At 39.6% G+C, this 26,033-nt stretch carries 21 protein-coding genes and 1 pseudogene; 15 read left to right on the forward strand and 7 right to left on the reverse strand.

The genetic code is table 11. The annotated features are described in order from the left end of the window. The first annotated feature begins 108 nt into the window (after positions 1 to 108). Together rnr and rlmB are read left to right on the forward strand one after the other, a co-directional pair. Positions 109 to 2,604, forward strand: coding sequence for a ribonuclease R (gene rnr, locus H5159_RS01815; protein WP_058154169.1), 2,496 nt, complete (start codon positions 109 to 111; stop codon positions 2,602 to 2,604). Next, positions 2,601 to 3,344, forward strand: coding sequence for a 23S rRNA (guanosine(2251)-2'-O)-methyltransferase RlmB (rlmB, locus tag H5159_RS01820; RefSeq protein WP_002958023.1), 744 nt, complete (start codon positions 2,601 to 2,603; stop codon positions 3,342 to 3,344). Before rnr ends, rlmB begins: the two co-directional genes overlap by 4 nt. A 249-nt stretch (positions 3,345 to 3,593) precedes the next feature. Here the strand turns inward: rlmB and H5159_RS01825 are convergent, their stop codons facing one another. Beyond that, entirely contained in the window at positions 3,594 to 5,750 is a 2,157-nt protein-coding gene (locus tag H5159_RS01825) for a TonB-dependent receptor domain-containing protein (RefSeq protein ID WP_182693970.1), read from the reverse strand. Positions 5,751 to 5,962: 212 nt separating this feature from the next. Further along, positions 5,963 to 6,808 carry a LysR family transcriptional regulator gene (locus H5159_RS01830; RefSeq protein WP_002958025.1) on the reverse strand — a complete coding sequence of 282 codons (846 nt, stop codon included), beginning with the start codon at positions 6,806 to 6,808 and terminating at the stop codon, positions 5,963 to 5,965. 126 nt (positions 6,809 to 6,934) lie between these two features. On the opposite strand from H5159_RS01830, the gene H5159_RS01835 reads away from it, so the two are divergent. The 6 genes from H5159_RS01835 (at position 6,935) to H5159_RS01860 (ending at position 14,509) form a co-directional block, all read left to right on the forward strand. Beyond that, entirely contained in the window at positions 6,935 to 7,534 is a 600-nt protein-coding gene (locus tag H5159_RS01835; RefSeq protein ID WP_002958026.1) for a hypothetical protein, read from the forward strand. Between the two features lie 98 nt (positions 7,535 to 7,632). Further along, positions 7,633 to 8,715 carry a glycine cleavage system aminomethyltransferase GcvT gene (gcvT, locus tag H5159_RS01840; protein ID WP_024590230.1) on the forward strand — a complete coding sequence of 361 codons (1,083 nt, stop codon included), beginning with the start codon at positions 7,633 to 7,635 and terminating at the stop codon, positions 8,713 to 8,715. A gap of 73 nt (positions 8,716 to 8,788) precedes the next feature. After that, positions 8,789 to 9,178, forward strand: a complete 390-nt coding sequence (gene gcvH / locus H5159_RS01845; protein ID WP_024590231.1) for a glycine cleavage system protein GcvH — start codon at positions 8,789 to 8,791, stop codon at positions 9,176 to 9,178. A 175-nt stretch (positions 9,179 to 9,353) separates the two neighbouring features. Continuing rightward, positions 9,354 to 12,245, forward strand: coding sequence for an aminomethyl-transferring glycine dehydrogenase (gene gcvP / locus H5159_RS01850; protein WP_182752438.1), 2,892 nt, complete (start codon positions 9,354 to 9,356; stop codon positions 12,243 to 12,245). 946 nt (positions 12,246 to 13,191) lie between these two features. Continuing rightward, positions 13,192 to 13,839, forward strand: coding sequence for a L,D-transpeptidase family protein (locus H5159_RS01855; protein WP_149606974.1), 648 nt, complete (start codon positions 13,192 to 13,194; stop codon positions 13,837 to 13,839). Further along, positions 13,817 to 14,509 (forward strand): hypothetical protein, encoded by a 693-nt coding sequence (locus H5159_RS01860; protein WP_149606975.1) that lies wholly within the window; start codon positions 13,817 to 13,819, stop codon positions 14,507 to 14,509. Before H5159_RS01855 ends, H5159_RS01860 begins: the two co-directional genes overlap by 23 nt. 142 nt (positions 14,510 to 14,651) lie before the next feature. Here H5159_RS01860 and H5159_RS20955 read toward each other — a convergent pair. Continuing rightward, positions 14,652 to 14,897: pseudogene (locus H5159_RS20955) on the reverse strand (hypothetical protein); the annotation flags it as partial. Between the two features lie 304 nt (positions 14,898 to 15,201). Here H5159_RS20955 and H5159_RS01865 point away from each other — a divergent pair. From H5159_RS01865 to H5159_RS01880, 4 genes are all read left to right on the forward strand, one after another. Then, entirely contained in the window at positions 15,202 to 16,224 is a 1,023-nt protein-coding gene (locus H5159_RS01865) for a hypothetical protein (protein WP_182732796.1), read from the forward strand. Then, on the forward strand, positions 16,224 to 16,583 hold the full coding sequence (locus H5159_RS01870) for a hypothetical protein (protein ID WP_182723929.1): 360 nt from the start codon (positions 16,224 to 16,226) through the stop codon (positions 16,581 to 16,583). The genes H5159_RS01865 and H5159_RS01870 overlap by 1 nt, the downstream gene beginning before the upstream one ends. A gap of 27 nt (positions 16,584 to 16,610) precedes the next feature. Then, complete coding sequence (locus H5159_RS01875; protein WP_182732795.1) at positions 16,611 to 16,940, forward strand: hypothetical protein; 330 nt, start codon at positions 16,611 to 16,613, stop codon at positions 16,938 to 16,940. Between the two features lie 767 nt (positions 16,941 to 17,707). Then, positions 17,708 to 18,094, forward strand: a complete 387-nt coding sequence (locus H5159_RS01880; RefSeq protein ID WP_182732794.1) for a hypothetical protein — start codon at positions 17,708 to 17,710, stop codon at positions 18,092 to 18,094. Positions 18,095 to 18,320: 226 nt separating this feature from the next. Here H5159_RS01880 and H5159_RS01885 read toward each other — a convergent pair whose 3' ends face one another. Together H5159_RS01885 and H5159_RS01890 are read right to left on the reverse strand one after the other, a co-directional pair. Next, positions 18,321 to 19,469: a hypothetical protein gene (locus tag H5159_RS01885; protein ID WP_182732793.1), complete on the reverse strand. Its 1,149-nt coding sequence runs from the start codon at positions 19,467 to 19,469 to the stop codon at positions 18,321 to 18,323. 314 nt (positions 19,470 to 19,783) lie between these two features. After that, complete coding sequence (locus H5159_RS01890; protein WP_259398353.1) at positions 19,784 to 20,587, reverse strand: DUF2306 domain-containing protein; 804 nt, start codon at positions 20,585 to 20,587, stop codon at positions 19,784 to 19,786. A gap of 359 nt (positions 20,588 to 20,946) precedes the next feature. On the opposite strand from H5159_RS01890, the gene H5159_RS01895 reads away from it, so the two are divergent. Next, the gene (locus tag H5159_RS01895) at positions 20,947 to 21,963 is read left to right on the forward strand and encodes an AraC family transcriptional regulator (RefSeq protein ID WP_259398352.1); all 1,017 of its coding nucleotides are present in this window, start codon (positions 20,947 to 20,949) and stop codon (positions 21,961 to 21,963) included. Positions 21,964 to 22,409: 446 nt separating this feature from the next. Here the strand turns inward: H5159_RS01895 and H5159_RS01900 are convergent, their stop codons facing one another. After that, on the reverse strand, positions 22,410 to 22,718 hold the full coding sequence (locus tag H5159_RS01900; RefSeq protein ID WP_024596321.1) for a hypothetical protein: 309 nt from the start codon (positions 22,716 to 22,718) through the stop codon (positions 22,410 to 22,412). A 384-nt stretch (positions 22,719 to 23,102) separates the two neighbouring features. Next, positions 23,103 to 23,348, reverse strand: a complete 246-nt coding sequence (locus H5159_RS01905) for a DUF4235 domain-containing protein (RefSeq protein ID WP_002958040.1) — start codon at positions 23,346 to 23,348, stop codon at positions 23,103 to 23,105. A gap of 350 nt (positions 23,349 to 23,698) precedes the next feature. On the opposite strand from H5159_RS01905, the gene H5159_RS01910 reads away from it, so the two are divergent. Both H5159_RS01910 and H5159_RS01915 read left to right on the forward strand, forming a co-directional pair. Next, positions 23,699 to 24,931: a cytochrome C gene (locus tag H5159_RS01910; RefSeq protein ID WP_182779605.1), complete on the forward strand. Its 1,233-nt coding sequence runs from the start codon at positions 23,699 to 23,701 to the stop codon at positions 24,929 to 24,931. Between the two features lie 212 nt (positions 24,932 to 25,143). Then, positions 25,144 to 25,638: a general stress protein gene (locus H5159_RS01915; RefSeq protein ID WP_182747600.1), complete on the forward strand. Its 495-nt coding sequence runs from the start codon at positions 25,144 to 25,146 to the stop codon at positions 25,636 to 25,638. The last annotated feature ends 395 nt before the right edge of the window (positions 25,639 to 26,033 follow it).

A 26,033-nucleotide genomic window follows, 5' to 3' on the forward strand; every position in this document is an offset into this window, starting at 1 on the left:
ACTATACAGCAAGGTAAAAGTGCTTTCTTAAAAGTTTAATAGCTTTTACCTGTCTCATTATAACTATATGGGTTAAAATACCTACATAACCAACTAACAAGATAGTGAATGTCAAACCAAGATCCAAATCTCAGTCGAGAACAAGAAAAGTACGAAAACCCAGTCCCTAGTCGTGAGTTTATACTTACTCACCTTCAAGAGCGTTCAAAGCCTGCTAACTACGCGCAATTATGTGAAGAACTAGCAGTAAACGATGACGAACGCCAAATAGCATTTAAACGCCGCCTTCGCGCTATGGAGCGTGACGGACAGCTGTATTTCAATAAATTTAAATGCTACGCCCTAATTGACGAAGCCGGTTTAACCAAAGGCAAAGTAATAGGCCACAGAGACGGTTTCGGCTTTTTAGAAGTTGAAGGCGAGAGTAAAGATTGGTTTATTGCTAAGCACCAAATGAATATGGTGTTACATGGCGACATTGTACTAGCTAAAGGCACTAAACGTGGTTCTGGCTCAAAATGCGATGCACGTATTATAAAAGTGCTTACTAACGAGCGCGCGCCAATTGTTGGCCGTTACTTTGTTGAGCACGGTGTTGCTGTTGTAGTCGCTGAAGACCCGCGCATAACGCAAGATATAATGATTTTACCAGGCAACGAAAACGGTGCCCGCCATAACCAAATGGTGCAGGTTAAAATTACGCAAAATCCAAGCCGTAACATGAACGCGGTAGGTAAAGTTATAGATGTACTTGGTGAGCATTTAGCCCCAGGTATGGAAATTGAAGTTGCACTGCGCAATCACGATATTCCACATGTATGGCCAGAAGAAGTTGAAGCACAAGTTGCTCACCTAGGTGAATTTGTTGAAGAAGCTGACAAACAAGGTCGCGTAGATTTACGTGATTTGCCACTTGTAACTATTGATGGCGAAGATGCACGCGACTTTGATGACGCCGTATACTGTGAACCTAAAAAATCAGGTGGCTGGCGCTTATGGGTTGCCATTGCCGATGTATCGCATTACGTAGGAATGAACACGCCGCTTAACAAAGAAGCAATTTTGCGTGGTAACTCAGTGTATTTCCCTGAGCAAGTAATTCCGATGCTACCAAAAGTGCTTTCTAACGGATTATGTTCGCTTAATCCAAAAGTAGATCGCTTATGTATGGTTGCCGAAATGACCGTGTCGAGTGCGGGTAAACTTTCGGGTTATAAGTTTTACGAAGCGATAATGAACTCGCATGCACGTTTAACTTACACCAAAGTAAATGCCATTTTACAAAACGACGAAAAACTACGCGAAGAATACTCAGCCGTTGTGCCACATTTAACTGATTTACAGCAAATGTACATGGCACTTAAAGCTGCACGCCAAGACCGTGGTGCCATAGAGTTTGAAACCCTAGAAACACGTTTTGTATTTAACGCTCAGCGTAAAATAGAATCAATAGTGCCTGTTATTCGTAACGACGCGCACAAACTCATTGAAGAATGTATGATTTTAGCCAACGTATCAGCGGCTAAAATTCTTGAAAAGCACGAAGCAAGCGCGCTTTATCGCGTGCATGACGAACCAGACCAAGAAAAACTAGGTAACTTTACTAAGTTTTTAGGCGAGTTAGGTATTGAAAGTACATTAAGCGACGAGCCAACACCAAAAGAAATAACGCAAGTATTAGCGCGACTAGGTGACCGCCCAGAAGCTGAACTTATTCAAACTATGTTACTGCGTTCAATGAAACAAGCTGTATATCAGCCAGATAACATTGGTCACTTTGGTTTAGCGTTATCGGCTTACGCGCATTTTACATCGCCAATACGTCGTTACCCAGATTTAGTAGTGCATCGTGCTATTAAAGCAGTAATAAAAGCACAAGGTCAGCAAACGTCTGGCGAATACGCTTATACCGACGATGAAGTTGATCAACTAGGTGAGCAGTGTTCTACAACAGAGCGCCGCGCCGATGATGCAACTCGCGAAGTAGCTGATTGGCTTAAATGTGAGTTTATGCAAGACCATGTAGGTGAAGAGTTTGATGGTGTTATTTCATCGGTCACTAACTTTGGTTTGTTTATTCGTTTAGATGATTTACAAATTGATGGGCTTATTCACGTTACTAATTTAGGCGACGAGTTTTTTGCGCATGATGCTGCAAAACACACCCTAATAGGTGAGCACTCTCACAAAGTTTATCGCCTTGGCGATAAGGTAACAGTTAAAGTTGCGTCGGTTAGTTTAGACGATCGCCGTATAAACTTAACGCTTAAAGGCGATGTTGCACAAGACAGATACTCACGTCGTCGTGCACCAAAAAAAGGTTCAGGTAAGTCTGAGCATGCGCCAGCAAGTGTGCGTTCGCAATTAAAAGCAGGCAAAGTACCAGGTAAAAAGTCGCACAGCGATGACAAACCAAAAGGTAAAAAAAAGCCAGCAAATAAAGATAAAGGCAAGCCTGCAAATAAGTCTGCAACAAAACCTGCAGATAAAAAAGCAGCAGACTCTGCCGTAAAGAAAAAACCAAAGAAGAAGGCCGTTAAAAAGCCTAAAAGAGCAGGCAAAAATGCCCGCAAACGTACTAGCCCAGGAGCAGACAATACGTGAGTAATGAATTAATTTTTGGCTTTCATTCTGTTGAAGCAATTTTAGAAAGCGAACCAGAGCGCTTTGTAGAAATTTACGCCCTTAAAGGTCGTGACGACAAACGCTCAACTCCGATTATTGATGAAGCACGTAAATTTGGTATTTCAGTACAGTTTATGCAGCGTAAAGCTCTTGATAGCAAATCAAAAGGTGAGCAGCATCAAGGTATTATTGCTAACGTAAAAGCAGCGCCAACGTTTAATGAAAAAGATCTTGATGCGATAATCGCTCGTGAAGACACACCGTTTTTACTTGTGCTTGATGGTATTACCGATCCGCATAACTTAGGCGCATGCCTACGTAGTGCAGACGCGGCAGGTGTTCACGCTGTGATTGTACCTAAAGATAAGTCGGCTAAGCTTAACGGTACCGCACGTAAAGTGGCATGTGGCGCAGCCGAAACAGTTCCGCTTATTCAAGTGACTAACCTTGCGCGTACGCTTCGCGAAATTAAAGATGCAGGCGTATGGGTTGTAGGTACCGCTGGCGAAACTGATAACCACGTATTTGATGCAAGCTTAACAGGGCCAATGGCTATTGTTATGGGCGCAGAGGGCGAGGGCATGCGACGCTTAACGCGTGAGCATTGCGATATGCTTGTTAAAATCCCAATGGCGGGTACTGTTTCAAGCTTAAACGTATCGGTAGCCACGGGTATTTGTTTGTTTGAAGTATTACGCCAACGTAACGCAAATAACTAATATATAAAACGATAAGTTTTATGTATTAAAAAGCCGAGATTGAAATTCAATCTCGGCTTTTTTGTGTCTGTAATTTACGCTTTAACTTTGTAAGCTTTGGTAAACGGTTTAAAAACAAGGCAATAATTTAGATGTGTAGTGATCTTACATAAAAAATTATCAACGCTGTTAGTGAAACATTCTCCTATACAAAGCGCAGGTAAACGGTTTAATAACAAGGCAATAATTTAGATGTGTAGTGCTTTAAGCTTAAAAGCTATAAGTGTAGCCCATCTGTACCGTACGTGGCTTACCTGGCTGAATGCCACCGTTTGAACGGTTAGCAACGTATGTTTTATCAAACAAGTTATCAACGTTTAGGTATACTTTTTGATTTTCATCGATTAAGTATTTAGCGGCTAAATCCCATACTACGCGGCTATCAATTGCGTTTAAGCCCGACTGCGTTAAGTTAGCATGCGCATCAGATACGTAACGTATTTGGCTGTTAACTACAAACGCAGAAAACTCAGCACCTAACGATAACGCTACTTGGTTTTCTGGTACGTAAGGCATTGCATCGCCTTTTTCTACCGCGCCCCAAATTTCTGAATCAAAATCGTTTTTAAACTCAGAGTCTGTGTAGGTGTACGTTAATTTAACTGGGAACATAGCTGTATCAGTTGCAAACGTACGTGCTGCACTAAATTCAAAGCCCGCTACTTCTACTTCACCGTAGTTGTATTGGTCGCCAATGTTGTCGTCGCTACAACCAACCGCTGCAGTACAGTTACCGTGCATGTTGTCGTAGTCTGAGTAAAAGGCAATTACTTCACCGCTAAAGCCATCCATATTAAAGCGAGAGCCAAACTCAATGTTTACACTTTCTTCTTCTTCTTGGTCAGCATTACCAGGTGCTGCTGGTGCATACCCTTTTTGAATGCCCGCAAGTAGCGTTACGCTTTCGTTAAGTGTGTAAGTAGCACCTAGTGACGGCACTAAAATTTCAGTGTCGTTCGACACATCTTTAGTTAAACCGTTGCTGCGTGTTGGATCTGATTTAGACCACTCTTCACGAGTAATAGTAATGTCTTCATAACGAAGACCTGCACTTACTACTAATGCGTCAATTGTCCACTCGTCTTGAATAAACAAGGTGCTTGCTTCTGCACTATCTACGCGGTTGCTATCAGAGCCCGGAACGCCTTGCTCTGTAAGCGTTAAGCTTAGGTCTTGATTAAGTGTGTATTTGTCTTCCCACTGAAAACGATCCATTTCGTCTTCGTGGTAACGTACGCCAACAGTCACATAGTGATCGCCTGCAGGAATATGTAATTCAGACTGAATACCTTTAGCTTGGTAGTCGCGGTTATTAGCTTTAACACCAATACCTTCAATGCCTTCGCTTGTTGGGTTTGCTTCAAAATCGCTGTACTGCTCAAGAGTACTTAAGCCTACGCTGCTGGCTTTATACCAGTTACGATGAAAATCGTTTAAGTAAGCCGTTGCTAAAAATTCATAGCCATCACCAAAACGGTACGCGTAGTTAAGTTGGTATGCGTTATGGCGAGTATTCATTTCATCGTTTTGCGATGCAGCATAACGACGGTAAGGACTTTCTTGATAGTCTTCGTCAGTTAAGCCCATGTATGTTTCGTCTGATGTTTCGTCAGAGTACTTAATTTTTAGCTCAAGATTATGCGCATCGTTTTGACCAAACGTATGGCCAAACTTTAATAGTAAATCTGTTTTTTCAAAGCCGGTGTTGTCATTGCCTACTGGCAGCTCTTTAAAGCCGTCTGCGCCGTAAGTAAATACTTCAATTAAACCCGCTGTGTTATTTTTTTCTTTACCAAAGTAAGCGTGGCCTTTGTAGTAACCGTCGCTACCAAGGGCTGCATCTACCAAACCTTTTGAGCTATTTGGCTCAGTTGGTAAGCTGCGCGAAAGTAAGTTTAAAACACCACCTGTAGTACGCGGGCCGTACTTAACTGAGGCTGCGCCTTTTAATACTTCAATAGATTCCATACGACCCATAGTAGGGAAGTAGTATGCAGAAGGTGCTGAATATGGTGCTGGTGCAACTAATACACCGTCTTCCATTACTGATATTTTATCGTTACGGCCAGTACCTGTACCGCGCATACCAATATTAGGACGAAGGCCATAACCGTCTTCTTCTTGCACGTAAACGCCCGGAACAGACGCTAAAACGCGAGAAATATCGGTAAACTGGAATTTTTGCAGATCTTCTTCAGAAATAAACGTAGCTGAACCAGGAATATCGTTAATTGCCTGCTGAGAGCCAATAACAGTAATTTGTTCAAAGCGTTGTTCTTTATTGCTGGTGTCTTTTGCTATTGCAGTAGCACTAAAAGACAAAGCAACCGCAGTTGCCAAAGTAGATACTAAAAACTTAGGGTTCATTGTGTTCCTAATCATGTCAATTATCTTAATTGGCGCAATTTGAACACGTTAACGAATGCGAATCAATGTTATTAACTATTTAATTATTCAGTTTAATAGAACTAAAAACACCTGCTTATGCAACTTAATTAACTAAATTGTTTCTTTTGTATTGTTTTGTAATTGTTTTACTAACTATAAAGGCTGAACGAATTATATGTGCTACGTAAGCGCTAGCCCAAGCGTAGAGCTATAAATTCAGCGAGTTTATCTACCGCATTTTCCGACTCACCCGAACTTTTAACCAAGCTAATACCAATATTACCAAGAGCTGGTAAATGCTTGGTTTGAACCTGATAGTTAAGCTCACTCGGTACTGTACTTTTGGCAAGTACCGTAATACCTAAGCCTTCTTTTAATGCAGCAATAAGGCCGGTTAAATCGGCGTTGCTATAAACTATTCGGTATTTAATGCCTGCACTTTTTAATGCATCAGTAGCACGGCGACGATAAATACATCCCTCTGGTGCGGTAACGAGGGTAACCACCTCATTATGCGCAAGTGACAGGTCGCCCACCCACACTAGTTCGTCTTGCATAAAAATAGGAAACTTATCAGAGTTGAGTCGCTCATTTAGCGCAAGTACTAAATCAAACTGATCTTGGCGAGAAGCCGAAAGCAAATGCTTACTTAAACGCGACTTAACCTCTAACGACACCTCAGGGTAGAGCGCCACAAAGTCGCCAATAATTGAGGGTAAAATACGCGCTGCAAATTCGCTCGGAATACCCAAGCGCACTTTACCTGCAATGTTTTCTGAGGTGAACTGCTGCAAAATAGCATCGTTGTGTTGCATCATTTGTTTTGCCATAGGCAATAATAGCTCGCCGTACTGGTTTAATACTTGGCGCTGCCCTTGTTTTTTAAATAGTTTATAGCCGAGCACGTCTTCTAAGCGCTTGATTTGCAAACTTACAGCAGGTTGCGACAGGCCAAGTAAATCGCCTGCTTTAGCAAAGCCACCTATTTCAACTACCATTACAAAAGTACGTAAACCGTCTGTTGATATGTTTTTCATATTTAAAATTACAATTTATATAGCCATATATATAAGTATTATTTATCAGTTGATAAATAATTACAATTTGTTGTTGATAGACGTGGGCAATATACTTTTGTAATCGAAAATACACAGGTGTTTGTTATGACTTTTAACCCAATAATGTTTGCCCGCCACAGCAACGCAAGTAGTGCGGTTACTAACGCTTTGCAAACTAACAACAATCACGTTGTAATGGATTTTAGCGGAACCGAAACCAGTGTATTTTTAAGCACTATTTTAGGCCTTGATTTAACTAAGCTTACCGCCAGCGGTTTAGGCTTAAAAGGCACGCTTGATGGCGACTATAATTCTGACTACAGTTTTGCTGTTTATTACTTTAGCGAAACCGCCTTTAGATTCGTACTACCACACAACGCAAGCCTTCAACTACAAGCGCTTATAAACGAGCAGCAATTACGTTTTGATATTGATTATGTAGTACGCACCGACCTAGCAAGCTTTATTTTAAGTGGCGACAACGCATTTGATACCCTAGTTAATGCTTTTAAATTAACACCAGGTTTGCGCCTTTCTGACGCGCAACTTTGCTACGGTGCACAAAGCGGTGATGTATTTATTACCGCCATTGATAAAAACGACGAACAACACTTTGTATTAGTAGCTAAACAACAAGAATTACAAAAATGGCAAAGCTACATGCAAGCGCAAGGCTTTGCACTTATGCATAGTGAAGCCGCATAACGAATAAAAACAACAGGCGAGCATAACAATGTTTATCTGTTTTTATATCTATTTAAGCCACGCCCTAAACAGGGTTAATTTAAACGTGAAGGAATGTTATGACTTCTAAAACTGTACTACATGCTAAGCACCTAGAAGCGGGCGCAAAAATGGTTGATTTTCATGGCTGGGAAATGCCAATCAACTACGGCTCACAAATAGAAGAACACAATAGCGTACGTACCGACGCAGGTATGTTTGACGTATCACACATGACTATTGTTGATATTGAAGGGCCTCAAGCAAAAGCATTTTTACGTAAGCTAGTAGCTAACGACGTTGCAAAATTAACCGTACCAGGCAAAGCGCTTTACACAGGCATGCTTAACGAGCAAGGCGGTGTAATAGACGACTTAATTATTTATTTCTTTAGTGAAACGTTTTACCGCCTAGTTGTTAACTCAGCAACGCGCGAAAAAGACCTAGCGCATTTGGCTAACGTATCGAGCGACTTTGACGTAACTGTTACAGAGCGCCCAGAGTTTGCAATGATTGCAGTGCAAGGCCCTAACGCTAAAGCAAAAACAGCTACTCTTTTAAATGCTGAGCAACAAGCCGCTGTTGAAGGTATGAAGCCATTTTTTGGTGTTCAAGTAGGTGATTTATTTATTGCCACAACGGGTTATACTGGCGAAGACGGTTACGAAATAGTAGTACCGAACGACCAAGCAGCCGATTTATGGCAACAACTGCTAGACGCAGGTGTTAAGCCTGCTGGTTTAGGTGCACGCGACACGCTACGTTTAGAAGCAGGTATGAACCTTTACGGCCTAGATATGGACGAAAGCGTATCACCACTTGCAGCTAACATGGCATGGACCATTGCATGGGAACCAGAAGATCGTGACTTTATTGGTCGTGACGTACTTGTTAAGCAACGCGCAGAAAAAAGCACTGACAAACTAGTTGGCTTAGTGTTTGAAGAAAAAGGCGTTTTGCGTAGCGGTTCTAAAGTAATTGTTGATGGTGGTGAAGGTATTATTACTTCTGGTACTTTTTCACCAACACTTGGTTTTAGTGTAGCCCTTGCACGTGTACCACGTTCAACAGGCGATACAGCTCAAGTAGAAATGCGTAAAAAATTAGTAAACGTTAAAGTAGTAAAGCCTAGCTTTGTACGTAACGGTAAATCAATAATTTAAATAATTTGGTTATATCAATCAGTGTAATTACAGTGATTGATATCCTCCCAATATAAACCAAAGGACAAATAAAATGAGCAACATTCCTAGCGAGTTAAAATACGCACCTTCACACGAGTGGGTTCGCAGTGAAGGCGACGGTACATTTACTGTTGGTATTTCTGAGCATGCACAAGAACTTCTTGGCGACATGGTATTTGTTGAATTACCAGAAGTTGGCGACGAAGTAGACGCTGGCGAAGACTGTGCAGTAGCAGAGTCAGTTAAAGCAGCATCAGACATTTACGCACCTATCAGTGGCGAAATTGTTGCTATTAACGAAGAACTTGAAGACTCACCAGAAACAGTAAACAACGACGCTTACGGCGACGGTTGGTTATTCCGTATTAAAGCATCTGACGAGTCTGAGCTAGACAACTTATTAGACGCTGAAGGTTACTCGCACACTATCGACGAAGAATAATTATTCTTTGTAGATAACTAAAAGCCCCGTGTGTTTTATTTAGATATCGGGGCTTTTATGATTTTACAGTTAACTTTTCCATACAAAGTAAGCTGTTAAATTATAAGAATTTTAAGTTATTGCTGTTTACCCATCAGCAGTAGCCACATTTTTTGGATCATAGGAATCTGGACACATGTCAAACGCCAAATCTCTTGAAGAACTAGAGCAAAAGCAAGATTTTATTCGCCGCCATATTGGGCCAAGCCCAGCACAAGTAAGCGATATGCTAAGTGCTTTAGAAGTATCGAGTGTGCAAGAGCTCATTGACCAAACTGTACCGGCTAGCATTCGTCTAGAGCAACCGTTAACAGTTGGACAAAGCCGTACTGAAGTTGAAACACTAAGCTACTTAAAATCAGTAGCAAGCAAAAATAAAGTTTTCAAATCGTACATTGGCCAAGGCTACCACCCAACTAACGTACCGCACGTAATTTTACGTAACGTACTAGAAAATCCAGGTTGGTATACAGCGTACACACCGTATCAACCAGAGATTGCACAAGGGCGTTTAGAATCATTATTAAACTTCCAAACTATGACCCTAGATTTAACCGGTCTTGATTTAGCAAGCGCATCACTACTTGACGAATCAACAGCCGCTGCAGAGGCTATGGGCCTTGCAAAACGCGTATCAAAAGCTAAAAAAGCCAATGCATTTTTTATTGCCGACGACGTACACACACAAACAATCGACGTAGTAACAACGCGTGCCGAGCAGTTTGGTTTTGAAATAATTGTAGGTAAAGCAGAAGATGCCGTAAACCACGACATATTTGGCGCATTGTTCCAATACCCAACTACATCAGGCGAAGTGGTAGACATAACTGACCTAATTGCTGGCGTACAAAGCAAAAAGGCCATTGCCTGTGTTGCTGCCGACATAATGAGTTTATTACTATTAAAAGCACCGGGTAAACTAGGCGCAGACGTAGTACTTGGTTCGGCTCAGCGTTTTGGCGTACCTATGGGTTACGGCGGTCCTCATGCTGCATTTTTTGCAACACGTGACGCATACAAACGTTCATTACCAGGTCGTATTATTGGTGTATCTAAAGACCGTTTAGGTAACGACGCACTACGTATGGCAATGCAAACGCGCGAACAACACATTCGCCGCGACAAAGCCAATTCAAACATTTGTACAGCACAAGTATTACTTGCCAACATGGCAGCGTTTTACGCGGTGTACCACGGCCCACAAGGCTTAAAAACTATCGCGCAGCGTATACATCGCTTTGCTGATATTTTAGCAAGTGGCCTTAAAGCTAAAGGCATCGCACTTAAGCACAGCACTTGGTTTGATACGCTAACAGTAGTAAGCGATAGCAAAGACGACGTAATAGCGCGTGCAATTGCAAAAGGCGTAAACTTTGCAACAAACCACGAAGGCGAGTATTCAATTTCGGTATCAGAGACTACAACACGTGCAGATATCGCTGAGTTATTCGATATTATTTTAGGCGAAGGCCATGGCCTAAGTGTTGACGCTATTGCAGCAGACGTTGAAGCAAATGGCAGCGAGTCTATCCCTGCAAGTTTAGTACGTGACGACGAAGTACTAACGCATCCAAACTTTAACAGCTACCACAGCGAAACAGACATGCTTCGCTACATTAAGCGACTAGAAAGCAAAGACTTATCGCTTAATCACTCAATGATCTCGTTAGGCTCATGTACCATGAAACTAAACGCGACTGCTGAGATGATCCCAATTACGTGGCCTGAGTTTGCAAACCTTCACCCATTCTGCCCGCTAGATCAAGCAGAGGGTTACCAAATAATGATTGGCGAGCTACACGACTGGCTAGTAAACATTACCGGTTACGATGCAGTATCACTTCAGCCAAACTCTGGCGCGCAAGGTGAATACGCAGGCTTAATCGCGATTCGTAAATACCACGAGTCACGCGGCGATGCACACCGTAATGTATGTTTAATCCCAAGCTCTGCGCACGGTACTAACCCTGCATCAGCGCAAATGGCGAGCATGAAAATTGTGGTAGTTAACTGCGACAAAAACGGTAACGTAGACATGGCAGACCTTAAAGCAAAAGCTGAGGAAGTGTCTGAAAACTTATCGTGTATTATGATCACATACCCGTCTACGCACGGCGTATACGAAGAAACAATTCGCGAAATTTGTGACATTATTCATGAGCACGGCGGCCAAGTTTACATGGACGGCGCAAACATGAACGCGCAAGTTGGCGTAACAAGCCCAGGCTTTATTGGCTCAGACGTGTCGCACTTAAACTTACATAAAACGTTTTGTATTCCACACGGTGGCGGTGGTCCAGGTGTTGGTCCAATTGGCGTTAAATCACACCTTGCGCCGTTTATGCCAAACCACAGCGTAATTAACGTACCAGGTACTAACATCGGTAACGGTGCGGTATCGGCAGCGCCTTACGGCTCAGCCGCTATTTTACCTATTTCATGGGCTTACATCACCATGATGGGGTCAGAGGGCTTAAAACAAGCTACTGAAATGGCAATTGTTAATGCTAACTACTTAACGCATGAGCTAAGCAAGCACTTCCCAATTTTATACCGTGGTCGTAACAACCGTGTTGCTCACGAGTGTATTGTTGACTTACGCCCGCTTAAAGAGCAATCAGGCATTACTGAAATGGACGTAGCTAAGCGCTTGCAAGATTACGGCTTCCATTCACCAACTATGTCGTTCCCAGTAGCTGGCACATTAATGATTGAGCCAACTGAGTCTGAATCAAAAGGTGAGATTGATCGCTTTATCGAAGCAATGGTGTCAATTAAAGGCGAAATTGAAAAAGTAATTTCTGGCGAATGGTCAATCGAAAATAACCCGCTAGTGTTTGCACCGCATACACAAGGCGACGTGTTAGGTAACGAATGGGACCGCGCATACGACCGTTTTTACGCTGCATTCCCAGTGCCTGCAGTAGCTAAAAACAAGTTCTGGCCAACCGTTACACGTATTGATGACGTATACGGCGACCGTAACTTGGTATGTTCATGCCCAGCGGTAGAGACTTATCGCGACTAAGAGCAGAGATGTTCATGATAAATAAGTTTGCGAATGCGTATAAATAAGTTTGCGAATGAACAAAGAAGGTGAGCTTTTATAGCTCACCTTTTTTTATTGTTGAATGTAGCTCTCGTATAAAGAATGAAACTATTTGAATTAAGTTTGTCATTGGTACCTGTATTTCTTTATCTAAATAAAAACATTTAAATTTATAATTATTATTTAAACCGATAATTATTTATCTAAATTCACAGTTACAGTCGCAATTACTTATAGCTAAAGCTTGAGATAATACAGTGCTCCTGCAAAGCTCTTTTTTAAAGTTAATTCGATACTATTTATGTGTGCTTACTTTATGGATTAATTAGCCCTAACAATCATTTGAAGCAAAAGTTAGCTAGTTTAATTGATACTTATAATGTAGACGTAACAGAAATGGGCTTTCCAGATAATTGGCAAGAGTTACCTATCTGGAATAGCATTAAATAAATTAAGAGCTAATTAAGCCCTCAGTTAACTGTAAAACCAAAGGCACTAAATTTTTATTACACATCAAATATCTAGCTTTTTAGTTTATTGCTCATCGAGTCAATTACTCTGTCTAGACCACGACGAATAGAGTTTAAGAATGTGTTTACCATGTGATTAACCGTGGGAGAGTGCGTGAGAAAATAAAAGGCAATGTTATTGCCCTTTTTTATGCGCTTAAATTGGTAGTTATAAACTATAAGGAAACCAAAGGGGGCACCCCCCTGTTGATTTTCTGACGAATCCAAGCATAAGATTATTTTCCTAGGATAAAAGATACTAGATGTGGCATAGGCTTTTTTTATGAGTTATTTACGTGTACTAGGTTATTAGGTACAGTAATGTTGTATAAAAAATTAGCTGTCTGACCTAATGTAAATACCTCTATTTAGGTCTCAGGAAAATAAAATTATAAGTAAATGGAGTTTAAGTTCATATGGAAGTTCATTTTTATCCAGGTCAGGACCTTTTGGTTATAAAGCAAAATGGTTTGAAATTCGCTCAATTTGAAGCGATGGGAGGCCCTCCACAAATTGGTAATGATCCCAATATGGCCGAAGAGCCGACTACGGCAGGTCATTATATAATAGACAAAACAGAAGCTTATAGAACACCTACTTGGCCTACATCAAAACTAACTTGGGGTACTAAGTTGAAAGATATGCCTGCAAAAGGAGATATTTGGTATGCCTTACCAAGTGGTAAGTGGGGAAGTCTAAATCAGTTATATAAACTACCTGTACGTAGTGCGATTATGGAAATGCATAAAGAATTGTATGGAGAAGAGGTGGTACCTGACAAGTGGGTGTTCAATGATTTCGGGCCTACTGCTATTCGTTGGTTTAAAGATATTAATGGGAATAAAATACTTGATGGAAAAGAGCGTCTATCAGGGCAAATGTTTCACACTACGCCAGAGAACGAAGCCGAAAAAACAACCGGTTCGACTGTTCGATTGGTACCTTCACATGGGTGTATTCATTTAAAACCTAACGATAGAGATCGCTTATTCACCATAGGTGCTTTTAAACGAGGCACTTCATTTACGGTATATAAATATCATGAACGTTATAAATCAAATTAATAAAAGTATCTGCATTTTATCAGTGACGATGAGTGCTTTTTTTTTATTTAGTAATAACCTGCTTGCTGCAAGTATGTACTTGCTACCTAACGGTAATGAAGTATCTATTGAACTTGATAGCGTATCTACTGTTTTTGACTCAAATAATGGCTGGTTACTCGGAGGTTATAAAATAATAAATGGTAGTAATGCATCATATGTGAGTTTTATTCCCTATAACAAGGAACCAATAAAATACTGGTCTTTAACAAGAGGTTATGCGTCACAATTTTTCAAAGCTAATAATAACTTTTATGTTATTAGTTCAGCAGGAGATGCTCTTCAAATTGAAGAGAATGGTCTAACCTCAACAGACTTTAAAGTTAAGCCTAAGTCTACAGTGGTAGCTGTAAAACCTTATTTAATTGCTTGCCATCCACGCGGGTGGGCAAAGCTTAGCTCTATGAATACAGGCAGTTGCTATAGGCTGGATGGTACATGGGATATTGAATTATCTTGGACTGAAATAAACATTCCACCAAAGCTGTGTAAGGGGAACTTAAAAGTATTAATAACAACCAATAAAAACCAAAATTGGGATGTTATAACCCTTGATACAGAAACAGGAAAAACACTAACAAGTAAAAAAATAGCAAAACCAAAACATGAAATGTCGTTGTGTGAGCTATAGAAGTTAATAGATTAAAATACTGTATCTATTTTAATAGACTAAATGATCTTGGATTTTGATGTATTGAACACTTTGCTTAATGCGGGTTATAAAAGGGCAATGTTATTGCCCTTTTTTACGCCCTTAAATTGGTAGTTATAAACTATAGTGCGACTAAGCTTTGCTCTAGCATTGCCTTTATTTGCTTTACTATTTTAGCTTCTGTTTCAGGTTCGAATTGTTGTATTCGTGGAGTATGAATATGCCCTGTAGGTATACTTGAATTAAGCGCATCGCGCAGGCGAATACTTCGGTACGATATTTCGTTAGATAGGTAACCACCGCCGCCGCCATTAACCGCAATACTATTTTTAAGCTCGCCGTACGAACCGGCTTTATAGGTTTTATCATGCGATGAACATTGGAATAGGGTGTGAAAATACCTTCTTGAGTGATGACGATTTTAGATGTTTTTTTACTGCATTGATCAAGCAAGCCTTTGCTTTAATATTGAAGTGCATTCGTATTGTTTAATGACGTGAACAGCTCTCATCTCCTTTGTACAAATTAATATAATTTTTATAGATTGTATTTCTAATTATCCTAGGGTGTTTTATTGATTCATTTTTTAATATATGTAAGCATTGAGATATGTAAAAAAACTACATGATGTAGTATGCTTTTTAGAGTAATTAATAACGCAAGGAGCGAATATGACTGATCAATTCTTAGTACCAAACGACTACGCGATTCATATTGTAGAAAAGCGAATGAGTATAGATGCTTTAATAATCGCACTTTATAACACCCCTTCTGAAAAGACATTTAAACACTTTAAATTTGTAAACTCACATATTGTTGATGGCTATGCAAAGCCAGGGCAGATCGTGTTGATATCGCCAATCAATACAATGGAGTGCACTGAGCTAGAACAGCAATTTCAGGCTTCAGCTCTTGAAGTAGATAAAAAGCTAAGAGAGCTCGATGAGCATGAAAAAGAAATACTTTCTAAGCGTTATGAGCTGCTTAGTAATGTCGCTAAGTATAATGGGTTGTATTTAGGTGTTGCTAACAACTCTTGGAATTCACACGTTGGGCAAGTTAAAGCGATTTTAAAGGAGTTAGAAAAGACATATGTTAATCAATACAATGCGCATGGCAATTTAAATAACCAACAGTTTTTCCATAGGCGCAAACTTCTTTTTACTCGTTTAGATACAGCCCTAAGCCGCTTTGCTCAGCCAGCCTTAGGCGGAAGTTTAGTGGCGGGTGATATAAGGCGAAATTTAGGATTAAGCTCTAAAAGCATGATACATCATTGGCAACAACAAGGTGGGATGGCTAAAAGTATTCCTGAATTTGCCCAAAACTATAAAACAGTAGCCAATATGGCCAAAAACCTGAAAAGAGTTGGGTATGTTGGGATTGCGCTGACAGGTGTCGAGGCAAGTGCAAATATTGTAAAAGCATGCACAGAAGGAAATGAGCAAGCTTGTACTAAGGCTAAGTATGTTGAGACAGGCAAAGCTGGAGGTGCAGTTTTAGGAGGTGCAGCGTTAGGCTATCTTGGGTCCTATACATTATGTAGTGTAGTTTTTGGTTTACCATCCGGAGGAACGAGCCTTTTGTGGTGTGGTATCGTAGCGGGTGGAACAGGTGGTGTACTTGGAGGTTTTGGTGGAGGCCATGCTGGAGGGGTTGCTGGCGAGTTAATATATGAGGTTGTTGAACAGTAATGGAGCCTATTAAATTGTGGTTCTTAACTCTATTTCTTACATCTGCGGGTCTTTTCTTTTTTTTAATATTACCAATATTAATAGCTATAAAAGATAAAAAAACACGTCTGATAGAGGATGCTCTAGATGATGGAAACCGTTTTTATTCATTAAATATCATAACTGCTGGTAGCGGAGCATTACACTATGGTTCTATATTTCTATTCGACTGGTATGCAAGACGTTATAAAGTAATAGAAAAAAGAAAAGAGGTCCCGAAAAATTTACAGGTGTGGTTTAAGCTTTATTATATTTTATTTATAATATTTAGCTCTATGTTTTTATTAGCATGCATTATTGCATATTTGGGTTTAGATTGACTGTTTTTCTTCTTTGTTGATTAAATAATGGATTTGATATTTTTCGGTGTTGGCCTAGGTGTCATTTTTATCATTATTTTACCTTTAACCTTTTATTTAAAAGAGAAAAAGCTCAGAACAGTTGAAGATATTTTAGAGTCAGGAAACCGCTATTATTCCCTAAATATTTTTATGGTGCTCCATGGTTTACTTCATTATGGCAGTGTATTTTTATTTGATTGGTATGCAAAATGTTATAATTTATTAAGTGATAGAAATAAGGTGCCAGCTCAAGCCTCGATACTATTTAAAGTGTATTTTGTAATTTTTATGCTTTGCGTACTTTTAATGTTTTTATCTACATTATTTTTTGAATAATGACTTTAGGTTATAGAAAAACCAGAGGGATCACCCATTAGAAAGTTCCAGTCAAGCAGGCAGCTGTGTTTTCTTGATATTTTTATTCAAAAACCAAGTGTTCTTATTATTTAACTCAATTTAAATATGACTATGCACCTAGTAATAACGTCGATTGATGTGAATATACACCATGGCTTGAATAAAGAACGCCATATGAGTTTAAGCGTTTTAATTGAGCATCATTGATGTTTAATTAAGGCTATTGGTTTGCGGCTCAGTCATCGTTTAGTGCCAATATCAGCCAAGCTACAAATATCTTGAAGTTAAACTTTTAAGCCCTATAATTACCCGTAACAACACCCCTCCCGCTACCCGTAAGCTCAGCGCCCTGCGAGGGGTTAATTATTTCTCTAGTATGGTAAAAGGATTTAGCTTCATGCAGATCCCCAAAGCCCTATAATATTTGTGCAGCAAGTCGACTTTCTATTGGAACCAAAGGCGCCAAATTTTGACTACATATTAAAGGTCTAGATTTATAGTTTGTTGCTCATTAGGTCAATTACTATCTCTAGGCGTTGCGAAAAGAGTATGAAAATGCGTTTTACCAAGTTATGAACCGTGAAATAAGGCGCGAGAACATATTTTTTATTTCATGTTCAGCTTTGCTGAACATCGCAATTAGACAGATATATGAGGGCTGGTAAAAGTCATAGTATTTTTTTCATTTAACTTCCCCTAAAATGCAGAAGTTTAAATAATTATATTAATAAAAATAGGTTTTAATAATGAAAAAAATACTGACTGTTTTAAGTTTATTCATATTTGCAGGGTGCTCTAGTTATCACAATATAAATGAAGACGGTGAAAGCTCATTAGGTGGGGGCTTCAAAGACCGTATTATTGCTGATGGTGTCTATAAAATTACTGCTCAAACAAATTTTTCACCATGGACTAACTTTGATGCAGCCAATGAAACGTTTAACCGTAGAGCTAAAGAGTTATGTGCTGGCAATTATGACGTAATCAAATCAGCAGAAGATGAGTTTGAGCATGTTGAAACTGCTGGAGCCGCAAAGTATATAATTTCGAGGGTAAAAGGTTATGTTCGTTGTGAGGCTTCAAAATTGTCAGACGAAGAAGCTCTAAAAGAAGTTGAATCAAGCTTCTATTAATAAAAACCTTATCCAAGGCTTTATTGAAACCAAAGGCACTAAATTTTGACTAGACATCAAATACCTAGCTTTTTAGTTTATTGCTCATCGAGTTAATTACTCTGTCGAGACCACGGTGAATAAAGTTTAAGAATGCATTTACCATGTGATTAACCGTGGGAGAGTGCATGAGAATAAAGGGCAATATTATTGCCCTTTATTACGCGCTTAAATTGGTTGTTATAAACTATAGCGCTACTAAGCTTTGCTCTAGCATTGCCTTTATTTGTTTTACTATTTTAGCTTCTGTTTCAGGTTCGAATTGTTGTATCCGTGGGGTATGAATATGTCCTGTAGGTATACTTGAATTAAGCGCATCTCGCAGGCGAATACTTCGGTACGATATTTCGTTAGACAGGTAACCACCGCCGCCGCCATTTACCGCAATACTATTTTTAAGTTCGCCATACGAACCCGCTTTATAGGTTTTTTCAAGCGTGGTGACTTCGTGATTGTCGATAACCTTATAAGGGCCTTTAGCTTGTTGCATGTAAGTTACAGGCAAGCTAAATTTTACAAACTCATTGCCTGGGAGTGGTCGGCCATTAAGCTTTGGTATTACTGGGCTTGTTTGCGTTCCACCATATACAATATTGGCATTATCTGGGGCGGTTACACTGCGACGTTTACCTGGGAAACGCTCTAAATCAAATTCTGTTCTGCCCATACTTACGGTTACTACCATGTCCACATTATTAAGTGCGTAGTAGGGGGCAAGTAGCGACTCTATTATACCTTGATCAAAGTCTTCGTAGCGTACAGGCACCATAACGGTGTTTATTTCTGCGCTTATGCCGTTATAATTAATAACTTGGCCGTCGAGTAATAACGCCGCAACACCTGAGGGGTTACTTTGGTTTATGTTTTTATCGAGTAAAAAAGGGTCAAAGCCTGTTAGTAATATTTTTTTAGTGCTGCCTGATGAAAAAGCAAGGTCGGTACGGCCTCTACTGCCTTCCTCAAGTAGGGTTAGTAAAGTATTTAGTTGAGCCTGCGTAATTGAGAATTTAGGTGAAGTTGTGCGTATTACTTTACTTGAAAGCAGGCGTGCCCAGTAGAGCTCTCGGTCGTCGTAGTTACTGGTTTTTATTATGCGTTGCTTGGCGTTTTCCCACAGTTCAAAGCTAAAGTTTTGTACTAATGCTTTTGCACTTTTAAAGTCGTTTAATTCTTTAAATTGTTGCTCAAAACTTGATACTTGTGAGGTAAATGCATTTAAAACATTTGGCATTGCCGATTGGGCTTTGTTGATACGCTGTTCTTCAACAGTTAAAGGATTACTTAAAGCAGCGAATGAAGAGGCAATTAAGCTGGTCGCTAATAATACTTTGATCATAATACTCCTAAGATAAAGCTATTGTTTTATATGTAATTTACTATCCTACTATTGCTAACTTAGGGCAACCAATTAACGTTGAATCGACTGAAATTTGCTTTTGTTGTTTGTTAAAAACCAAGGGGAGAGAAATTTTGCTTAATATATCAAGGGTCTAAATTATAGTTTATTGCTCATTGAGTTACTTACTATGTCTAGACCGCTATGAATAGAATAAAAAATACACTTTTTAAGTGATGACGTTTTTTAACTGTTTTTTACACTGTATTTGTCCACTTACATCGTTCTCTCTTCTTTAATGATTATTGAGTATGTTAGCCAACTATCGCTGGGTACCAACTTGCAAACACTACACCAAATAAGCCGACTAAAAATACAATGGATATCAACATCATTAAAGCAGCGGTGGCGATTATTATTACTCTATTAGACGTTTTACCTGCATACCTGACTAACTCAGCTATGAGCAGCGGCATAATATAAGAACATACGCTAATAGTTAACACGGTTGGACCTGTAAACGTTGCAGTATCAATTCCTAGTGAGCCGAACATTAAAAACCAGGCAAAAATCATCAGCCTAAAAAATAAAACGCCGTTTGCTGCAAGATATAAACGTATCGCCCAAATTTTATGTTTAGTGATATTACGCTTTCTGGCCGCTTGTACGGCTAATATACTCGCTAAAATAACCACGCAACCACTAAGCATAGTCAACGCATGCATTAAGGTGTTACCAACGGTTCCTCTGGCTATCATAAGGTACATACCTGCTAAAGAGATGGTACAGGCTAACATTACGAACACGCGACCATTGTAGCGGTGAAACTTAGTATACTTTGCTCTTATTGTAGGTATTAGCTGTAAGCTACCACCAATTATCATTATGATGGCGAGTAACACATGCAGAGCGTACATTGAATTACCGGTGGGATCGCTGGCAACATAGGCGGAGCTATTTATACGACTCCAGCCAGATATTCCCGTAGTGACCCCCGTAAGCCCGTATCCCAAGGAGAGGTAAATAACAAAGCAGGTTTGTGCCATTAAAAGGCACGTGAACCACATTTTTTTACTCATCTCAAGTAGCTCATTGGGCGTTTTTTTTATTGTTTGCATTAACATGTGCTTTTCCAGGAAATCTTTTCAATAGCCCAAATATAAAGACTTTCATGGTGATTTCTTCTCAAATTCGGAATTTGAGCAACGATATATTGATAATTTTTTGTAATTAGCTAGGGTGGTATAGACACATTCACTAACAAAGTTTTTTTGCCAACATACATGTTAATTTGTACCATGTAATTCAGGCCACGTTGTTGGTTAAAACGTCATTTTAAGAGCACGCTATTATGCAAAATTATTCCCCTTATTATCTTCTTCTTTTTGTTTGTATGGGGTTAATGTTTTTAAATGCGCTGAAAAAAGATAAGCAGCTGGTTAATTATTTATTTGTGATTTTTTGTGGTTCCCTTTGTATGGTGGCAGCACAAAAGCTCAGTGCGCAAAGTATTGGCGCGTATCAATATTTAATCGGGTTGTTCACTTGCGCAACATGTAATGTTTCATGGCTGATTGCAAGAACGTTATTTCGTGAGCATTCGCCAATTTCCCGCAGGCATGTGGCTTTTGCTGCAACCATTGCCGGCTTGATCATGTTTAATCAAACATGGCACTACTTAGTGAGCCTTGATCCTCAGCCTTTACCTACCAGTGATATAATGTGGCGCTTAAAGCAAGGGGTGAATGAGATCACCATATTGCTTTCATCAAGTATCCTTGCGCTTTCTTTTTGGGAGGCGTTTAGAGGTTATAGTAAAAAAACACAGTCACAAAAAATGCAATCAGTCATCTTTGGGAGCGCTTGGGTTTTAGCTGTGTTTAATGCAAGTATTTTTCCTAAGTTTATTTTTAGCGCGGCTGAAATTGAGCTGTATAACCCCATTATCATAACTTCATCTGCACTTTTAATAGTATTTGCAATGCAGGGAGTTATGCTGCTTCAAGCAATTACTACTAATAAGCAAAAGTTAAATCACAATAGTAAGAGCAAGACTGCTTTTGATACTGATGATGTAAAAGAGTCTTGTGGTAGTGTTCATCACCAAGAGCAAGTGCCCTCAGAATTAATAGGAGGTATTGCTGAACTGATGAGCGAGCAGCAGTTATTTTTACAAACTAGCCTTAAAATTTCGGATTTTGCACAAGCGCTCAAAGTGCCGGAATACAAAATTAGTAGAGCAATTCGCTATCACTATAAAGTAGCTAACTTTAATCTGTTTATTAACCAATACCGTGTAAATTATGCGAAGACATTATTAGCAAGTGAACAAGCCAAAGAGTGGAGTATTTTGAGCATTGCACTTGAAAGTGGTTTTTCTTCTCTTGCTACGTTTAATCGTGTGTTTAAAGATATTGTCGGCGGTATTCCTAACGAATATCGAAAACAAAACGATGACTACTATAATAAAGGTATACGGGAGCTTGTTGATTAGCCAGCTACGTTAAATTATCTGTAAATAAACCAAAAGGGTCTAATTTTAACTTCATATCAATGGTCTAGATTTATAGTTTATTGCTCATTGAGTTAATTATTATGTCTAGACCGCTGCGAATAGAGTATGAGAATACGTTTAACCGTGTAATGAAACTTTGAGAAGGCCGTGAAAATACCTTTTTAGTGATGAGGGTCGGAAGTGTTTTTGATACTGCATTGAGCAAGCAAGCCTTCGTTTTAATATTGAAGTGCATTCTTATTGTTTTATGGCCAATTACCATCATCTGCTAATAAAAATCCCCGAGTCGAAATTGGTTTTTATGGGTTCTATTTTAAGTGCTCATAAAAGTAAAAAGCCGTTGCAGTAATGCAACGCTTTTCATTATGGTTTTATGTGCTTAGGCAATACGAGCGTAAGGCTTTATAGTCCTTTAAGACCCTCTATTAATCATCTGGCCCTTTTAAGGTAAACACTAAATGTTTACGCATATCCTTTAAAATCACGCCTTTTTTAAGCATTGCGCCGCTTAAGCGTTTTTGCCATTTTAATAAATCTGGCTCTGCGGCTGCTAAGGCTTGCTCGTTTTCAAACTGAAAACACAGCAGTAGTGAACTTGGAAATAAGTGATATTCCACATCAAACCAGCATTGCAGCATGCCTGGGAGCTCAGCGCGGCCTTGCTCTTCTAATTTTTCAGCAGTATTGAGTACAAGCGCTTGCTGTTTTATTTGCACTGCAGAGAGTTTTTTCATTATTAAAATCCAAGTTAGCGGCTAAAAAATGCAGCCGGAATGTGGGCATTATACGCAAGCTTGTAGGCAGGCAACAACTTTGAAAGGGAGTTAATGTCCAATAGAGTGTATCTGCTTAAAATAAAGGGTCATGTTGCAAGGCACCTCCAGTTTTTCAACCTATGTAGATCGGATAAGTGGCGCAGCCGCGCCATCCGACTTTTTAAGTTTCATCACTGAACTCCGATTTGGGTATTAATATATTTTTTAGCTCAATAGTTAAGTAACCTTAACCTAAGCTTTTGCCAAGTTGCTTGCGACAACTGGGGAGTGGTTGTCGCAAGGCGCCTTTAGCGCCTCACCACACTACGCTTAATACTTATAAGAGGTATTAATTGGGTAGGTTTATTTGGAGCGGCGCTTGTCTAGTACGTAGCGTACGGCCATTCTTGCAACACCCGCACCAATACCTGAGACTACTGCCCATGTAACGGCCTCTTTAAGATCTGTTTCTTCGCTTGGTCTATCTTTTGGAGCTGGTTCGTTGGTAACCTTTTCCCACGATTTTTGTAAGGTTTTCCTTGTTAACATACCTGCAGATGCAGCGGCGAGACCTATACCTATTGTCGTAATTAGTTGTTTATTACTCATAATGTTCTCCTTTTTATAAATAACGGCAGCGTTATTTATGTATAACTCTTTAAGTAAGAATATTAATAACAGCAATTTACGTACCGATAGGCTGAGGCGTTTTTAAATCAGGGCGTTCTTGTTTTATGCAAATTAGTCGTTTAAAACCATACTCACATCACACTTTCACCACATTTACACACAAGCTAAATAACCACTGTAGAGCGTGCGCAACTCTGCTCAAAATCTTCTTTTTAGATATTAACTCTGCAATTTAACTTACCTTCTAGGCGGCTTATCGCACTCATTGCTGTACAGATAGTAAACACTTCCACCCTATGCTTTAATATTAAAAAACAAGGGAGGGCGTTATGAGTAAAAATCGATTTTTATTTAATAAATACGTTTTGGTAATGACAGTGTCGGGCACTTTGGCAGTGCCGCTACCAGTGCTGAGCAACGATAAGGGGCCGCTAGTTGAGCAGCTTTGTGCTAGTTGCCATAGTTTAACTAATCTTGAGCGCAGTGCGGGTTATAGCCAGCAGGACTGGCAAACATTAATAAGCTATATGGTTGATGCGGGCGCAGATACTGCGCTTAATAAAGATATAAGTGCTTATTTAGCTGAGCATTATCCTGTTAATACCAAGCGCGAGTCTAAGGTTGTTACCGGCGATTTAAAGCTTAGCTTTAAGTACTGGCAAGTGCCAACGCTTGGGCAGCGCGCTCGCGATCCGGTGCAAGGTAAAAACGGACTTATTTGGTGGGTTGGCCAGTGGGGTAATATTTTAGGCAGGTTAGACCCTCAAACCGGCGATATGAAAGAGTACACACTGCCAAGTGGTACCTATGCGCACAGTGTGTCGCTTGATAAAAATCAAACCCCTTGGTTTTTAGGCAATAAAAATGGCACGGTTGGATATTTAGACTTAAAAACCGAAAAATTTAAAGTGTATAAAATGCCAAATAAAAATGCCCGCGACCCGCATACTGGTGTATTTGATGAAGCCGGAATATTTTGGTTTACCCTCCAGCATAGCAATATGATTGGCAAGCTAGACCCTACAACTGGCGATATTCAATTAGCTACTTTACCCACTAAAGGCTCGCGGCCATATGGTATTAAGCTTGATTCAAAAGGTACGCCGTGGGTGTCGTGTAATGGTAGTAACTGTTTGGTTAAAGTTGATAAAAATACCATGGAGCTTAGTGAGATAAAACTCCCAGGCGCTAAAACGCATACTAGGCGATTAGCCATTACGCCTGACGATATGGTTTTTTATGTTAACTCTGGTATGGGTAAACTTGGCCGCTATAACCCCAAAAACGGTAAAATAACGCAGTGGGATAATCCCAGTGGTGAAAACAGTCACCCGTATGCAATTGAATATGCCGATAACGCCATTTGGTTTAACGAGTCAGCCAAGCGTCCTGAAACCTTAGTAAGGTTCGACCTTAATACCGAAACTATGCAGAGCTGGCAAATTCCGAGTAAAGAAGGAGTTTACTCTGGCTTAATTAGGCATATGCGCATGGGGAATAATGGGCTGATCATTCATCAAACAGCGACCAACCAATTAGCTGAAATTACGTGGAGTAAGTAATAATTTATTTTCTGTTAAAGCTGTGTACTGCTTATTAGTAAGTTTTCTTATATTAGGTAGGAGTTTTTTACAAAGCTTAGCAACTTTTACCTTTTAAATAAGTAAATTGATACAATTATTTATTTAAGGTATTGATTTTTATTAGTTAAATTTGTGGTTTGGGTTTTGCTTGGTAGTAAGTGTATTTTCTTAAATAAAATAAAGGAGTTATTATGAGTACCGTTATTACTGGGTTATTTGAAAGTGCATCACAAGCAACACTCGCAATTTATAGATTAGAAGCTTTAGGTATTAATGAAGCTGACATAAGCATTGTAGCCAACGACTCATACGCAAAGGAAGATTTTGCTGTAGACGAAGGTACAAAAGCCGCTGAAGGTGGCCTTGTAGGCGCGGCTTCAGGTGGTATTCTTGCTGCAATTATTGGCGGTTTTACTGCAGTAGGTACTGTAGCAACAGGTGGTACGGGCTTATTAGTTGCCGGACCATTAGTCGCAGCATTTGCTGCTGGTGGCGCAGGCGCCGCAGTAGGTGGTACTTTAGGTGCTGCAATTGGTGCATTTATTCCTGAGCACGAAATTAAATATTATGAAGATGCCATTGAAAAGGGCTCTATATTAATTGGTGTTAAGTACGATAGTGACAACAAAAACGCTATTGAAGAAATACTTAACAATGCAGGCGCAAGTAACGTTTCTAAGGCTTAACGTTAACTAATTAGTTTCAAAATTAATTAAAAAGGTGAAACTTCGTTTCACCTTTTTTTTCGTTTTTAACGGCGGAGCAATCATAAATATTAACGTAATTTTTTGTCATTAAATAAACTCCATATATAAGTAAATTGGTTTTAAACATGCTTTGATTATAGAAAAGACTTATTTAGATAGGCGCTTTTTATTACATGTCGTAAGGCCCCCCTAACAACACCAACTCTCGAGACTACCGCCTATATAATAACGGCCTTTTTAATAGCTGCCTTTTAACTTGGCTTGTCTTTTTGGACTGGATCGTTGGTAGTCTTCTTTTATCAGTTTTGTAAAGTTGCCATTCTGTTTGTAAATATGCCTTGGTTTTTGTTTAACTTTTGGGTGAAAGTCAGTTT

Source organism: Pseudoalteromonas sp. SG43-1 (assembly GCF_014164415.1).
GTDB lineage: Bacteria > Pseudomonadota > Gammaproteobacteria > Enterobacterales > Alteromonadaceae > Pseudoalteromonas > Pseudoalteromonas distincta.